This window comes from Streptomyces alboniger (assembly GCF_008704395.1).
GTDB classification, from domain to species: domain Bacteria; phylum Actinomycetota; class Actinomycetes; order Streptomycetales; family Streptomycetaceae; genus Streptomyces; species Streptomyces alboniger.
Genome location: NZ_CP023695.1, coordinates 4,336,742 through 4,350,670, shown reverse-complemented (window position 1 = coordinate 4,350,670; position 13,929 = coordinate 4,336,742). Strand labels below are relative to the sequence as shown.

Below are 13,929 nucleotides of genomic sequence, written 5' to 3'. Positions count from 1 at the left end.
GTGGCCTCAGCACACCCCCCAAGGCTGCAACTTCTCGGGATTCCGTACCGCCCAGAAGCCCTTGATCCGGTCTCCCGCGAAGTCGAACGCGATCACCGCCATGGTGGCGCCGCCCTGCTGGACCACCAGGCCGGGCTGGCCGTTGACCGTCCGCTCCAGGATCGCCAGATCGCTCGCCGCGCCGGTGAGGGCGACCAGGACGCGCGCGATGCTCTCGCTGCCTCCCGTGGGCGGCGCCGCGCTGACCAGGCCTCCGCCGTCGGCGAGCCCCAGGGCGTCGGGGTCGAGAAGCCCGATGAGGGCTTCGATGTCCTTCGCCTCCCACGCCTGCTTGAAGTCCCGCACGAGGCGTGCGCGCCTAGCCGCCGGAGTCGGGGCCACGGCGTCGTGCGACGCGCGGACGCGGCGCCGCGCCGACGAGGCCAGCTGACGGCACGCCCCCTGACTCCGGCCGACGATCTCCGCGACTTCGGCGAAGGAGTAACGGAAGACGTCGTGCAGGATGAACGCGACGCGCTCGGCCGGGGTCATCGACTCCAGTACGACGAGGAACGCCATGTTGACCGACTCGTCGAGCGTGACCCGGTCGGCCGGGTCGGCCGTCGCGCCGCCGCCACGCCCGTCGGCCCATTCCGTGTGGTCGGGCACCGGTTCCGGTATCCACTCGCCCACGTAACTCTCCCGCCGCGCCCGCGCCGAGCCCAGCAGATCGAGGCAGACGCGACTGGCGACCCGCGTCAGCCAGCCGCCGGGGGACTCGATGGCCGCGCGCCGCTCCGGGGACATCGCGTACCAACGGGCGTACGTCTCCTGTACGACGTCCTCGGCGTCCGCGAGGGAGCCGAGGAGCCGGTACGCGAGATTGATCAGCTGCCGCCGCTCGCTCGTGACGGCGCTCAGGCCCGGGTCGGTCGGATCGGTCGGCGCAGCCGGGTCGGCCGGCTCGGTCGGCTCGGTCGGATCGGTCGGATCGGTCGGCTCTGGCTGGGTCCTCATGGTGTAGCTGCTCCCTCGGGCGCGTCTGGCGCTCACTCACTGGCTCACCAGTACGACGGACCGGTCCTCCGGAATGTGACGTGGGCCGCGCCACCTCACATTCCGGCGCGCTGCCTCGTCGTACTGCTGGGACGCACTCGAACGCGGCGGACGACCGCCGCGCCCACCAAGGAGATCGCCATGGAAACCCGTCTCGACATCCACACCAATCCGGTCGCGGTCAAGGCCGTGAAGCATCTCGCCGCGGCGGGGAAGGTGATCAAGGAATCGTCGCTGTCCGCCACGACGCGGGAACTGGTGCTCCTCCGCACCAGCCAGATCAACGGCTGCGGCTTCTGCGTGGACATGCACACCAAGGAGGCCGCCGAGGCAGGGGAGAGCGCGGTCCGTATCAACCTCGTCGCGGCCTGGCGGGAGGCCACGGTCTACACCCCCGCCGAGCGCGCCGCCCTGGAGCTGGCGGAGCAGAGCACCCGCATCGCCGACGCGGCGGGCGGCGTCACCGACGAGGCCTGGGCGGACGCCGCCAAGCACTACGACGAGGACCAGCTCGCCGCCCTGGTGGCGCTCATCTCCCTCATCAACGCCCTGAACCGCATGAACGTCATCACCCAGCAGCCCGCGGGCGACTACACCCCCGGCCAGTTCGGATGACCCCGACGACCCGGCTCGACGAGCTGACCGGCGACTACGTCATCGACATCGCCCATACCCGGATCGGGTTCGTCGCCCGGCACACGATGGCCACCAGGGTGCGCGGGCAGTTCGACGAGTTCGGGGGCACCGTGCACCTGGACGGCGGCCACCCGTCGAGGTCCGGCGTACGGCTCGCGATCCGGGCGCAGAGCATCCAGACCGGCAGCAAGCAGCGCGACGACCTGTTGCGCGGCAAATTCCTGGACGTGGAGAACCATCCGGACATCACGTTCAGCTCGGTGGGGGTGGCGCGGACCGACGATACGCACTTCACCGTCACCGGGGACCTGACCCTTCGCGGGGTGACCCAACCGGTGTCGGCCGGCGTCGAGTTGCTGGTCGGCACGACCGGGCCGCGAGGCGACTTCCGGGTCGGCTTCCGGGGCGGTGTCACGGTCGACCGCGGTGACTGGGGTGTGAACTGGAACGCCGTGACCAGGGCCCTGATCAGCCCGGAGGTGACGCTGGAGTTCGACATCACCGCGCTCCGGAACCCCTGAAGGAGACCCGGCCCCCCAGAGCCGAAGGACCGGCGCACCCCGGAACCGAAGGACCGGCCCGCCCCGGAACCGAAGGAGAGGAACCTGATGGCGACGAATCTGCGCGTCGTGACACTGAACGTATGGAACAACCGTGGCGACGCCACCGCACGAGCCGCGTTGATCAACGCCGAACTGCGGCGGCTGGCACCGGATCTCGTCGCCTTTCAGGAAGTCCTGCCGGACCAGCTGCCCGCCCTGCTCGACGGGACCGGGCTGCACGGCACCCACCAGTCGCGGACGGCCGCGACAGCACCACCCCATGTGGACCGTTACGGCGGCACCGCGATCGCGACGCGGCAGCCGCACCGCATCATCGAGACCCTCGACCAGCGTGGTGCGAACGCCCCCGACGTTCCCTGGCTCACGCTGGCGGCGCGCGTGCCGACGGCCGAAACAGGCGGTGAGGAGGTCCTGTTCATCGCCCCCACCCTGTCCTTCCGTCTCGAAGCCGAAGCCGAACGGGAGCGCCAGGCCATCGGCCTGAGCGACCTGGACGCCCGGCACCGCACCACCCTGCCCACGATCATCGCCGGAGATTTCAACGCGGGCCCCGACGCGGCCTGCATCCGGTACCTGACCGGCCGGCAGTCCCTCTCGGGGCGCGGCACGCACTTCCACGACGCCTGGGAGGTCGCGGGCTCCGGCCCCGGCCACACCTGGTCCTGCGACAACCCGAACGCGGCCGAGGACATCGAACGCCTGGTCCGCCAGCCCGGCCACCACCGCCGTATCGACTACGTCTTCGTCGGCTCCCCGCACGCCCACCCGAACGCCTTCGCCCGCGTACGTCGCGCCGAACTCGCCTTCCACAAGCCCGTGGACGGCATATGGGCGAGCGACCACTACGGAGTCGTCGCGGATCTGGAAGTGGGGGTGATCGCGCACTCCTGAGCATCGTTCCCCCTTCCTCCTCCCCCGCGAAAAGGGGAGTTTTTACCACCGACTTCCCCCCGCCGACCGCCCCATAATCGGCGGGACAGGGCCTACGGAGAACACGCCGGAAGACGGCAAAAGGGCCCACGGGAGTACGTGAGTACGGGAGTACAGGGGGATCACCATGGCCAGGACCCAGACGCAGAACGCGACCCAGAACACGACCCAGAAGATGACCACGGCCCAGGCCGAGGCCCAGGCCACGAAACCGAATCCGCCCCCGACTCCCGGCCCCCGCGCCGCCTTCACACGCTCCCTGCTCCTGTGGTCCCTGTCCCTGCGGGCGTTCTGGCTCTCGCTCTGGACGACCCACGCCCACGCGTTCTTCATGGGCGGCGCTCGCACCAGGCTGCTCCCGAGCGCCGTGAGGAGCGTGCGGAAACTGGCCGACCAGCAGCGAAGGCTGGCCGAGGAGTGGTCGGGACGGGACTTCCCGGCTCCCTACCGCGAGGTACCTGCGGGGCCCCACGGCCTCGCGCTGCGTGCCCAGTTGGCGGGCAAGGAGGGCCAGGTGTGGCGGGACTGGCGGTGGGCGAACCTCGACCCGTACGTCGGCGGGCTGATCGCCTTCATCCCGCTCGCACTCGTCCTCAGCGGGGTGTGGGGGCTCGTCACCGCGGTGTTCGGCGTGCAGCTCTCCCGCGAGTGGGGCAGCATCTGGTACCTGTTCATCCCGGTGCAGAACTGGCCGACGGCCGCCCTCGCGGGAGTACTCGGCGCCCTTCAGTTCCCGCTCGCGTTCCGCTGGGCCGCGCCCCGGGCCGTACGCCTCCACGAACGCTACCTGCGCGCGATGCTCGCCCCCAGTGAGAGCGAACTGCGCGCGGAGATGGCCGAGATGGCCCACCGTATCGACCACCTCACCACGACCCGTTCCACCGCCGTCGACACGCAGATGGCCGAGATCCGCCGCATCGAACGCGACCTGCACGACGGCGCCCAGGTCCGCCTGGTGGCGATGGGCATGACGCTCGACGCCGCCGAGCACCTGCTCGAATCGAACCCCGAAGCCGTGCGCGCCCTCCTCGCCGAGGCCCGCGAGAACTCCGCCAAGGCCCTTCAGGAACTGCGCGACCTGGTCCGCGGGATCCATCCGCCGGTCCTCGCGGACCGCGGCCTGGCCGACGCCGTGCGTTCCTTGGCGCTGATCAGCCCGCTCAGGACCGAGGTGCGGGCCGACCTGCCCGCGCGCCCCGAACCACCGGTGGAGTCGGCCGCGTACTTCGCGGTCTCGGAACTGATGGCCAACGCGGCGAAACACTCCGGTGCCGCGCGGGCCTGGATCGACATCCGCCACGAGTCCGGGCGCCCGGCCCCCGACGTGGACGCCCCTCACGGGGGCACCCCCGGCATGCACGCACCCGAGGGTGCTGTCGGCACCCTCCGCATCACCGTCACGGACGACGGCCGCGGTGGCGCCGACCCCGCGCGCGGCACAGGCCTGCGCGGCATAGAGGAGCGGCTGGCGATGTTCGACGGCGTCCTCGCCGTGAGCAGCCCGCCCGGTGGCCCGACCCTGGTGACGCTGGAGGTGCCGTGCGCGTTGTCCTCGCCGAAGACCACTTCCTGCTGAGGGACGGCCTCGCCCGCCTCCTCGCCGCCTTCGGGCACGAGGTCGCCGCGGCCGTCGACAACGGCCCCGACCTGCTGACAGCGCTCATGGACCTGCGGCCGGACGTCGCGATCGTCGACGTCCGGCTCCCACCGGGCTTCAGCGACGAGGGCCTGCGGGCGGCCGTGGAGGCGCGCGGCCGGGTACCGGGCCTGCCGGTGCTGCTGCTCTCCCAGTACGTGGAACCTCTGTACGCGCATGAGTTGCTGGCCACCGGTTCCGAGGGGGTCGGCTACGTACTGAAGGACCGGGTCTCGAACGGCGCCCAGTTCATCGGGTCGATCGAACGGGTCGCCGGGGGCGGTACGGCCATGGACCCCGAGGTGATCTCCCAACTCCTGGTCCGCAAGGCCCGCGACAGCGCGATGGCGACGCTCACAGCGCGCGAGCGCGAGGTCCTGGAGTGCCTGGCGCAGGGCCGCTCGAACGCGGGGGTCGCGGAGGCCCTGTTCATCTCGGAGAAGGCCGTCGCCAAGCACATCGGCAACATCTTCCCCAAGCTCGGGCTGCCACCGTCGGACACGGACAATCGCCGTGTCCTCGCGGTCCTGGCGTATCTGGAGCGCTGAGTCCTGGGCCACTGGGCCCTGGCCCGCTGAGCGCCGGTCCGCTGAGTCCTGGGCCGGGGGCGGTCAGGCGCGGGGGCAGCCAAGCGCGGGGGCGAGCAACCCCGGAGGCGACCAAGCCCGGGAATGTCCAGGCGGAGGGGGGGTGATCGGGCACGGGGGGGGACCAGACCCGAGGACGACCAAGCCCGGGGACGACGAGGCGCGGGGGCGGTCAGGCGCAGGGGGGACCGGGCGGGCCACGGCGCCCGGGGACGGCCAGACCCGGTTGCGACCAAGCCCGGGACCGCCAAGCCCGGTGGCGACCAGGCCCGGGGCGGGGCGACCGGACCCGGGGTGACCGGACCCGGGGCGACCGGACCCGGGGACGACTAAGCGGGCCGCAGCGCCTGGGGGCCCACCCGGACCGCCAAGCAGGCCACGGCACTACCAGGCAGGCGCCGCCCCCACCCCACCGTCCACCACCAGATCGGTACCGGTGATCCAGGACGCCGCGTCCGAGGCGAGGAACACGCACGCGCTGCCGATGTCCTCGGGCCGGCCGAGACGGCCGAGCGGCGCCGCCCTGCCCCACCGCTCCACGCCCTCCGGCCACTCCTCCGCGAGGCCGGGCCGGTCGACGAGGCCGGGCGAGACGCTGTTGACGCGGATGCCGAGCGGCCCGTACTCCAGCGCGGCCGAGCGGGCGAACATGATCAGGGCGGCCTTGGAGGCGCTGTAGTGGGCGTGGCCCGGGGCGGGACGCGAGCCCTCGATGGACGCGATCTGCGTGATCGTGCCGCCGCCGTCCTGCCGGGCCATGAGCTTCGCCGCGGCCTGGGTGCAGCAGAACGCACTGGTCACGTTCGCCTCGGCGAGCCGCCGCCAGTCCTCGGCCGTCATGTCGGCGAGGCTCCGCACGGGCTGGATCCCGGCGTTGTTGACCAGCGCGTCAAGGCGCCCCCGCCAGGCGTACGCGGCTTCCACGAGGCGATGGCACTCCTCCTCCCGGGTCAGGTCCGCCGCCAGGGCGACGGCGTCACCGCCCGCGCCCCCGATCCGCTCGACCAGCTCCCGGGCCCGCGTCTCCCCCCGCCGGAAATGCACCACGACCGCGGCCCCCGCCTGCGCGAACCGCCACGCGATCCCGGCCCCGAGCCCCCCGCTGGCCCCGGTCACCAGGACGACGCGCCCGGCCATCCGGGGCAAGGTGTCGTCCCACAGCCCCCGCCGAGCGCCGACCCGCTCCGTCCCCTCCTCACTCATCGCCCGCCACCTCCCCCATCACGCTCATCGCGCTCACCGCCCCCTTCACCACCAGTCGCCCCCTCCTCCCTCACCGGCCCCGGCGGCTCCCCTACCGCCACCGATCCCACCCCCGCCACCGACTCACCCACCGGCCCCGAACCCCCCACGTCTCCCCACTCCCCCACATCTCCCGACTCCCCCACCCCTCCCAATCCCGCCATCCGCACCGGCTCCCCGACCCTGCACAGCTCCCGGATGACGGCCGCCCGCCCCGGATACCGTGCGCAGAGCTCCTCCGCGTCACCGCCCTCGTAATCCTGGGGCAGGAATCCCGGCGCCATCGTCGTCCCGAACAACGACCACCCGCACCCGCCGCCCCTCGCGACCCGCGCCCCCATCCACGTCCCCGCCGGGACGACGAGCTGAACGCGCCCGTCCCGCCCCAGCACCGCCAGGCGGTCTGCGCCGTCGGGGGCGAGGAGGAGCACCTCCAAGGCGTCGCCTTCGTAGAAGTGCCAGACCTCGTCGATGGGCAACCGGTGCAGGGCGGAGAAGTCCCCAGGAGCGTCGGTCAGGAGCACGATGATCGCCGAGCCCGCCGGCCGGCCGTCGGCGTCCGGCGGGCCCGCCCAGGTCCGCCGGTACAGGCCCCCCTCCACCGGCAGAGGCACCAGCTCGTGCCGCGCCGCCACTTCCTCAGCGGTTCCGCCCGTCGTCACGCCCGTCGTCACGCCCGTCGTCGCGACCGCATCCGGCACCCGTGCCGGCTCCGCATGGTTTTCGACCATGCCCGATCGCTCCCCGCCCGAAGCGCGCGATAACCGCGCGCCCCACCGCCGTTCAGGGACTGATCGACCGCCAGATCCGCTCCGGAAGGACATGCGCGGCCTGATCGAGGTCCGCGTCGTCGATGCCGGAGAGCCAGCGGCGCGCTGTGGCGACGATCGGCCCCATGACCAGCGCCTCGACCATCGGCGCGGCCAGCGGAGCGATCTCCCCCGACTCCGTGTGCCGCCGCACCCAGGCGGTCAGCGGCGACAGCCTGGCCTCCTGCGCGTCACGCAGCTGGGCGGCCTGCGCCATGCCGACCCGGTCGGCGTAGGAGGAGTGCAGGAGCCGGGAGGCGTCCGGATGCTCCTGGATGAACGTCAGATACGCCCGTACGAGCGTACGGACAGCGCCCTTGGCCGTACGGGAACGCTCCACGCCCCCGGCCAGCTCGCCGAGGAGACGCCCGAGCCAGCGCAGCAACAGGGCGCGCATGAGGCCGTCGACGCTGCCGAAGTGGTGGTAGAGGCTGCCGAGGCTGACACCGCTCGCCTTGGTGAGGGCGCTGACGGTGACGCCTTGCTCCCCGGACTCGGCGTACACCTGGAGGGCGGCGTCCAGGAGGCGCTCGGCGGTTTGCGCGCCGCGTTGTTGCTTGGGGCTCATCGTGCCCACCAGCGTAAACCCCCGCACACCCCACATCATTTCTAGAGCTGTTTTCTAGAAAGTCACTTCAAAACCCACCCCTCCTCCCCCACACTGGCCCCGTGTCCGAACCCACGCGTCCCATATCTCCCACGCCGCGGCCGAACCGTACGCCCGGGTCCAGCGCCCGCGGCTGCCTGGCGGTGCTCGGCGTCGCAGGCGCCGTGCTCGTCGCCGCCCTGGTGCTGAACCAGGGCGATGACGACGACAGCACCGCCTCCTCCACGCCGTCGTCCACCACGTCGTACGCCGCTTCGCCGAGTTCGCAGACGACGTACGAACCGCCGACCCAGGCCCCGTCGAACTCCGCCGCCGCTCCCGCCCCCGCCCCCACGAGCGCGGCCCCGAGCCCGTACGAATCGGGTACCTGCCTCAACGGAACGCTCCCGGACTCCGAGACGGCCCAGGAGGTCAGCGGCGTGGAGGAGGTCTCCTGCTCCGCGTCCGACGCCCACTACCGGGTGATCCAGACGATCCCCCTGACGTCGGACCTGAGCCGCTGCAAGAGCAATCCCAAGACGCAGTACGCCTTCTCGTACCGCTACACCCTCAACGGCACGGCCATCAACGAATACGTCTACTGCCTGGTGGGCCTAGGCTCATACGCCCGCTAACTCACCAACCCGCCAACTCGCGGGCCCGCATGCCCACTTCCCACCAAAGTGGAACACTTTTCTAGAAAGATCTTCCACCCGAGAGGATCGATGGTTCAAACTGATGTCCGGCCCGGCCGGGGCCGGTGTCCGTCCGTGCGGACGGGGGTGCGCACGGGAGCGGCACGGGCCCGGCCGGGAGACCGGTGAACGGGGAGACCGGTGAACGGGGAGACGGTGGACGGGGCAGGCACGCAGGACGGGTTCGACCTCACGGGCAGCGGCGCCGAGCCTCTGCGCGAACGGGACCCGCGGCAGATCGGCACGATCCCCCTGGTGGGCCGTCTCGGGACGGGCGGCATGGGGCGGGTGTACCTCGGCGTCGTCGAGGGGCGGTACGCGGCCGTCAAGCAGATGCTGGCGTCCGTCGTCGCCGAGGACGAGGGGTTCGTACGCCGCTTCGGGCAGGAGATGGACAACCTCGCGCGCCTGCCGGCCGAGGCCACCGCCCCGCTGCTGGCGAGCGACCGCACCGCCGAACCTCCGTGGTTCGCCACCGCGTACGTACCCGGCATCACCTTGGCGGAAGCGGTCGAGCCGCACGGTGGGCCGCTGCCGGCCGACGCCCTGTGGCGCCTGCTGCGGGGCGTGGCGAAGGGCCTCGAACCGGTCCACGCCCTCGGCATGGTGCACCGGGACCTCAAACCGTCGAACGTCATGCTGACCCTCGACGGCGTCACCCTCATCGACTTCGGCATCGCCCGCGCCGCCGAGCAGAGCCAGCTGACCCAGACGGGCCTGATCGTCGGCACGCCCGCGTACATGTCGCCCGAACAGGCTTCGGGGAAGCGGCGGTTGAGCAGCGCATCGGACATGTTCACGCTGGGCCTGCTGGTCGCGTACGCGGCGAGCGGCCGATGGCCGTTCAAGGACGCCGCCGAGGGCAGCCCGCTCTACCGCATCGTCCACGACACCCCCGACCTGGACCCGCTGCGCGCGCTGGACCCAGGCCTGGCGGAGATCATCGCCACCTGCCTGGACAAGGACCCCGAGGGCCGCCCGACCGCCCCCGAACTCCTCGACCTGGCCGCACGACAGGGCCCTTCGACCCCGCCCGCCTGGCCGACCCCCGTCACGGACCGCCTGGCGGGCCGAGCGGCGTTCGCGACAAGACCCCCCACCCTCCTCCCCGCCCCACCCATCCCCCTCACCCCACCCCCACCGGAAACCAACCCGAACGCAGGCTCGACCTCCGCCTCTCACTCCGCCTCCCACGCCCCCGAGCGCCGCCGCCGCACTCGCGTCCTGATGGCGGTACTCCCCGTCGTAGTGATCGCCACCGGCACCACACTGGCGCTCCAGAACCTCCCCTACATCACAAGCCCGGACAGCGCGGCAGGCGCACCCCCTTCGGCCACCGCCACAACACCGCCCTCCGGCCCCTCGACGACGAACGACCCCTCGGACGCCGCCAAGAACGGAAAGAACCCGAAGGACAAGAAGAACGCATCACCGGACAAGGGGAAGTCCGACGACGCCTCAGACGAGGACACCCCCGCCGACGCGAAGAACCCACCGGGAAAGAGCAACGGCGGCAACAAGGGCTCCGAGGGCTCGAAGGACTCGCCCCAAGACTCATCCAACGGCGAGGGCGACGGCGACACCGACAACAACAACGACGACCACAACGACAAGCCCGACTCCCCCACGGACACGAAACCCTCATCGGGCCCGTACCGCATGAAGAACGCGGACAACGGCTCCTGCCTGATCCAGGTATACGGCTCCGCGGACGACGGCTCCTGCGGCGACCCGAGCGCCTCGTGGTCCACCGTGAGCGCGGAGAACAACAGCATCAAGGTCGTCAACAAACAGTCCGGCTCCTGCCTGGTGGCCAACATGCTCGGCCAGGCGGTCTTCGTAGGCGACTGCACCCAGGGCACGGCCCGCCTCTGGCGCTGGGGCCCGAACGGCACCCTGAAGAGCACATCGAACGGCGGCTGCCTGGACCTGGCCTTCGGAGGCGGCATCTCAGCCTCGACATGCCAGTCGGGCAAGGCATCCCAGAAGTGGAACAGGTAACCAGCCACTTCACCGCGAAGATCACCGCGTCCGCCCCCGCCGCGTCCGGGCATGAAAAAACCCCAGGTCACGGCGAGTGAGTCCTGGGGTTAATCCGAGCCGCCTTCGGGATTCGAACCCGAGACCTACGCATTACGAGTGCGTTGCTCTGGCCATCTGAGCTAAGGCGGCGCGCCGTCCGCACCATCGTGCGATCAGCAACGCGGCCAAGTCTACACAGTTTCCGGGGGTGCTCCGCACACCCCTCCCGGAGCGGCCCTCCCGCCCTACGAACAGCGCTTTCCCGCCGCCGGGACCTTGCCCTCCAGGAGGTACGCGTTGATCGTCGAGTCGATGCACTCGCTGCCCCGGCCGTACGCCGTGTGGCCGTCGCCCTCGTACGTGAGGAGGCGGCCCGAGGAGAGCTGGGAGGCCAGGGCCTGGGCCCAGTGGTAGGGCGTGGCGGGGTCGCGGGTCGTGCCGGCGACCACGATGGGCGCCGCGCCCTTCGCCTCGATGCGGTGCGGCTCGCCCGTGGCCTTGACCGGCCAGTACGCGCAGTTCAGGGAGGCCCAGGCGAGGCCCTCGCCGAAGACGGGGGAGGCCTTCTCGAAGTCCGGGAGGGCCTTCTTGACCTGGTCCGGGGTGGTGAAGGCGGGCGGCAGGTCCAGGCAGTTCACGGCGGCGTTGGCGAACATGAGGTTCGCGTAGGTGCCGTCGCCGTCACGCTCGTAGTAGCTGTCGGAGAGGGCCAGCAGTGCCGCCCCGTCCTTGTTCTTGATCGCCGAACCGAGCGCGTCACGCAGCTGCGGCCAGGCGCCCTCGTCGTACATCGCGGCGATCACGCCCGTCGTGGCGAGGGCCTCGCCGAGTTTGCGGCCCGAGGAGTCGTCGGCGGGCAGAGGCATCCGGTCCACCTCGTCGAAGAAGGCCTTGAGGCGCTTGCCCGCCTCGTCGGGGCTCCCTGAGCCGAGCGGGCACTCCGCGCCGAGCGCCACGCAGTCCTTCGCGAACGACTGGAACGCCGTCTCGAAGCCGGCGGTCTGGTCGCGGTTCATACGGCGTGCGGGCAGGGAGGGGTCCATCGCGCCGTCCAGGACGAGACGGCCCACGCGCTTCGGGAAGAGACCGGCGTACGTCGCGCCGAGGAACGTCCCGTACGAGGCACCGACGTACGACAGCCGCTCGTCGCCCAGCGCCGCCCTGAGGACGTCCATGTCGCGCGCCGCCTCGACGGTGGATACATGCGGCAGGATCTTCGCCGACCGCTCCTCGCAGCCGTCCGCGAACTCCTCGAAGGAAGTGCGCAGCTCATCGGTCTCGCGCTGGTCGTCGGGGGTCATGTCGGTCTGCGTGTACGCGTCCATGCTCTTGCCGTCGAGGCAGGTGACGGGCTCGCTGCGGGCCACCCCGCGCGGGTCGACGGCGACCATGTCGTAGCGGGCGCGGACCTCCTCGGGATAGCCGAGCGCCGCGTACGACTGGAGGTAGCCGATCGCCGAGCCGCCGGGGCCGCCCGGGTTGACCAGGAGCGAACCGAGCCGCGCCCGCCGCTCGGTGGCCTTCTTTCGGGCCACCGCCAACTTGATGTCGCCCGCCGCGGGCTTGTCGTAGTCGAGCGGGACCTTCATCGTGGCGCACTCGAAACCGGCGACCCCGCACTCGCGCCAGCGGAGCTTCTGGTCGTAGTACGGGGCCAGGTCCGCCGGTGTCGAGCTGGGCAGCGCGACCATGGAGGCGTCCGCCCTCGAACTCCCCGACGAACAGCCGGAGATGAGCAGCCCCGCGGTCACGAGCAGCGTGCCGCACGTGCGGAAGGGGAGGTGACGGCTGCGGCTGCGACGGTTGCGACGGCTGATGTCCATCACGCGAGCCTAACCCTCCGCGCACGCCTGAACACATAACGTACTCGCTCGCTACTCGTACGGGTGACGGCGTCAACCAGTCCGCCACGCGCGGCGGTTCACCGCCGCTCCCTCACGGGACCGGCCGCCTCACCCGGCCCGCAACGCCACCGTCATCGCCTCCACGGCCAGCAGCGGCGCCACATTGCGATCGAGGGCCGTGCGGCAGGCGCCGATCGCCTCGATGCGGCGCAGCGTGGCCTCGGGGGAAGTGGCCAGGGCCATGCGCTCCAGCATGTCCTGCACCTCCGTGTTGGCGATGGCGACGCGGGAGCCCAACTGAAGGGCGAGGACGTCGCGGTAGACACCGGTCAGGTCGATGAGCGCGAGGTCGAGGCTGTCGCGCTGCGTACGGGTCTTGCGGCGCTTCTGGCGGTCCTCCAGCTCCTTCATGATGCCCGCGGTGCCGCGCGGCATCCGGCTGCCCTGCGCCCCGCCGAGCGCCGCCTTCATCTCCTCGGTCTCCTTGGTGTCGACGTCCTCGGCGACCTGCTTCGCGTCGTCGGTCGCCGTGTCGATCAGCTCCTGCGCCGCCTTCAGACAGCCGCCGATCTCCTGCACGCGCAGGGGCAGCTTCAGGACGGCGGCCCTGCGCTCGCGCGCGCGGGGGTCGGTGGCGAGCCGCCGGGCGCGGCCGATGTGCCCCTGCGTGGCGCGCGCCACCGACGCGGCGACGTCGGGCTCGATGCCGTCTCTTCGTACGAGCACGTCGGCGACGGCATCCACAGGAGGCGTACGCAGTGTCAGGTGCCGGCAGCGGGAGCGGATGGTCGGCAGCACGTCCTCCAGGGAGGGCGCGCAGAGCAGCCACACGGTACGGGGAGCGGGCTCCTCGACGGCTTTCAGCAGGACGTTCCCCGCGCCCTCGGTGAGGCGGTCGGCGTCTTCCAGGACGATGACCTGCCAGCGCCCGACCGCGGGCGAGAGCTGGGCCCTCCGGACGAGCTCGCGGGTCTCCTTCACGCCGATGGACAGCAGGTCCGTACGCACCACTTCCACGTCGGCGTGCGTACCGACGAGGCTGGTGTGACAGCCGTCGCAGAACCCGCAGCCGGGAACGCCGCCCAGGGCGCGGTCCGGGCTGGTGCACTGGAGGGCGGCGGCGAAGGCCCGCGCCGCCGTGGACCGTCCGGAGCCGGGCGGACCCGTGAACAGCCAGGCATGCGTCATCTTCGACGAATCCGGCACGGGCGTGTCGGCGGCGACCGCGGTCACCAGCGCGTCGGCGTCCCGGGCGGCGGCACTCAGCTGCGCGCTCACCCGATCCTGGCCCACCAGGTCGTCCCACACGCTCACGACGTCACCGCCACGTCGTCCCACACGCTC

Annotated in this window: 12 protein-coding genes, 1 tRNA gene and 1 pseudogene; 7 read left to right on the top strand and 7 right to left on the bottom strand. The window is 71.6% G+C overall.

Going from position 1 to position 13,929, the window contains the following annotated elements:
• Positions 1–6: 6 nt before the first annotated feature.
• On the bottom strand, positions 7–996 hold the full coding sequence (gene sigJ / locus CP975_RS19410) for an RNA polymerase sigma factor SigJ (RefSeq protein ID WP_150477164.1): 990 nt from the start codon (positions 994–996) through the stop codon (positions 7–9).
• A 180-nt stretch (positions 997–1,176) separates the two neighbouring features.
• On the opposite strand from sigJ, the gene CP975_RS19405 reads away from it, so the two are divergent.
• From CP975_RS19405 to CP975_RS19385, 5 genes are all read left to right on the top strand, one after another.
• Complete coding sequence (locus tag CP975_RS19405) at positions 1,177–1,650, top strand: carboxymuconolactone decarboxylase family protein (protein ID WP_055532357.1); 474 nt, start codon at positions 1,177–1,179, stop codon at positions 1,648–1,650.
• Positions 1,647–2,192 (top strand): YceI family protein, encoded by a 546-nt coding sequence (locus CP975_RS19400; protein ID WP_055532356.1) that lies wholly within the window; start codon positions 1,647–1,649, stop codon positions 2,190–2,192. Before CP975_RS19405 ends, CP975_RS19400 begins: the two co-directional genes overlap by 4 nt.
• 87 nt (positions 2,193–2,279) lie before the next feature.
• A complete protein-coding gene (locus CP975_RS19395) occupies positions 2,280–3,125 on the top strand; it encodes an endonuclease/exonuclease/phosphatase family protein (RefSeq protein WP_055532354.1) in 846 nt (281 codons plus the stop codon).
• Between the two features lie 166 nt (positions 3,126–3,291).
• Positions 3,292–4,740, top strand: coding sequence for a sensor histidine kinase (locus CP975_RS19390; RefSeq protein WP_055532352.1), 1,449 nt, complete (start codon positions 3,292–3,294; stop codon positions 4,738–4,740).
• On the top strand, positions 4,704–5,348 hold the full coding sequence (locus CP975_RS19385) for a LuxR C-terminal-related transcriptional regulator (RefSeq protein ID WP_150477163.1): 645 nt from the start codon (positions 4,704–4,706) through the stop codon (positions 5,346–5,348). Before CP975_RS19390 ends, CP975_RS19385 begins: the two co-directional genes overlap by 37 nt.
• 423 nt (positions 5,349–5,771) lie before the next feature.
• On the opposite strand, the gene CP975_RS19380 is transcribed toward CP975_RS19385, so the two are convergent.
• From CP975_RS19380 to CP975_RS19370, 3 genes and pseudogenes are all read right to left on the bottom strand, one after another.
• Entirely contained in the window at positions 5,772–6,590 is an 819-nt protein-coding gene (locus CP975_RS19380; protein WP_150477162.1) for an SDR family NAD(P)-dependent oxidoreductase, read from the bottom strand.
• Between the two features lie 221 nt (positions 6,591–6,811).
• Positions 6,812–7,291, bottom strand: a pseudogene (locus CP975_RS35870) (cupin domain-containing protein); the annotation flags it as partial.
• 121 nt (positions 7,292–7,412) lie between these two features.
• Positions 7,413–8,006 carry a TetR/AcrR family transcriptional regulator gene (locus tag CP975_RS19370; protein WP_055536490.1) on the bottom strand — a complete coding sequence of 198 codons (594 nt, stop codon included), beginning with the start codon at positions 8,004–8,006 and terminating at the stop codon, positions 7,413–7,415.
• A gap of 101 nt (positions 8,007–8,107) precedes the next feature.
• On the opposite strand from CP975_RS19370, the gene CP975_RS35865 reads away from it, so the two are divergent.
• Together CP975_RS35865 and CP975_RS19360 are read left to right on the top strand one after the other, a co-directional pair.
• Positions 8,108–8,659, top strand: coding sequence for an LppU/SCO3897 family protein (locus CP975_RS35865; protein ID WP_246201563.1), 552 nt, complete (start codon positions 8,108–8,110; stop codon positions 8,657–8,659).
• Positions 8,660–8,860: 201 nt separating this feature from the next.
• Entirely contained in the window at positions 8,861–10,720 is a 1,860-nt protein-coding gene (locus tag CP975_RS19360; protein WP_246201562.1) for a serine/threonine-protein kinase, read from the top strand.
• 97 nt (positions 10,721–10,817) lie between these two features.
• Here CP975_RS19360 and CP975_RS19355 read toward each other — a convergent pair.
• From CP975_RS19355 to CP975_RS19345, 3 genes are all read right to left on the bottom strand, one after another.
• Positions 10,818–10,891: transfer RNA gene (locus CP975_RS19355), tRNA-Thr, on the bottom strand.
• Between the two features lie 95 nt (positions 10,892–10,986).
• On the bottom strand, positions 10,987–12,564 hold the full coding sequence (locus tag CP975_RS19350) for an alpha/beta hydrolase (protein WP_055536291.1): 1,578 nt from the start codon (positions 12,562–12,564) through the stop codon (positions 10,987–10,989).
• A 129-nt stretch (positions 12,565–12,693) separates the two neighbouring features.
• Entirely contained in the window at positions 12,694–13,899 is a 1,206-nt protein-coding gene (locus CP975_RS19345) for a DNA polymerase III subunit delta' (protein WP_055536292.1), read from the bottom strand.
• Between the last annotated feature and the right edge of the window lie 30 nt (positions 13,900–13,929).

Excerpts from the sequence above, each read along its gene's own strand:
- CP975_RS19350 (WP_055536291.1), bottom strand. The coding sequence starts at position 12,564 with ATGGACATCAGCCGTCGCAACCGTCGCAGCCGCAGCCGTCACCTCCCC.
- sigJ (WP_150477164.1), bottom strand. The coding sequence starts at position 996 with ATGAGGACCCAGCCAGAGCCGACCGATCCGACCGATCCGACCGAGCCG.
- CP975_RS19405 (WP_055532357.1), top strand. The coding sequence starts at position 1,177 with ATGGAAACCCGTCTCGACATCCACACCAATCCGGTCGCGGTCAAGGCC.
- CP975_RS19395 (WP_055532354.1), top strand. The coding sequence starts at position 2,280 with ATGGCGACGAATCTGCGCGTCGTGACACTGAACGTATGGAACAACCGT.
- CP975_RS19380 (WP_150477162.1), bottom strand. The coding sequence starts at position 6,590 with ATGAGTGAGGAGGGGACGGAGCGGGTCGGCGCTCGGCGGGGGCTGTGG.
- CP975_RS19370 (WP_055536490.1), bottom strand. The coding sequence starts at position 8,006 with ATGAGCCCCAAGCAACAACGCGGCGCGCAAACCGCCGAGCGCCTCCTG.
- CP975_RS19390 (WP_055532352.1), top strand. The coding sequence starts at position 3,292 with ATGGCCAGGACCCAGACGCAGAACGCGACCCAGAACACGACCCAGAAG.
- CP975_RS19400 (WP_055532356.1), top strand. The coding sequence starts at position 1,647 with ATGACCCCGACGACCCGGCTCGACGAGCTGACCGGCGACTACGTCATC.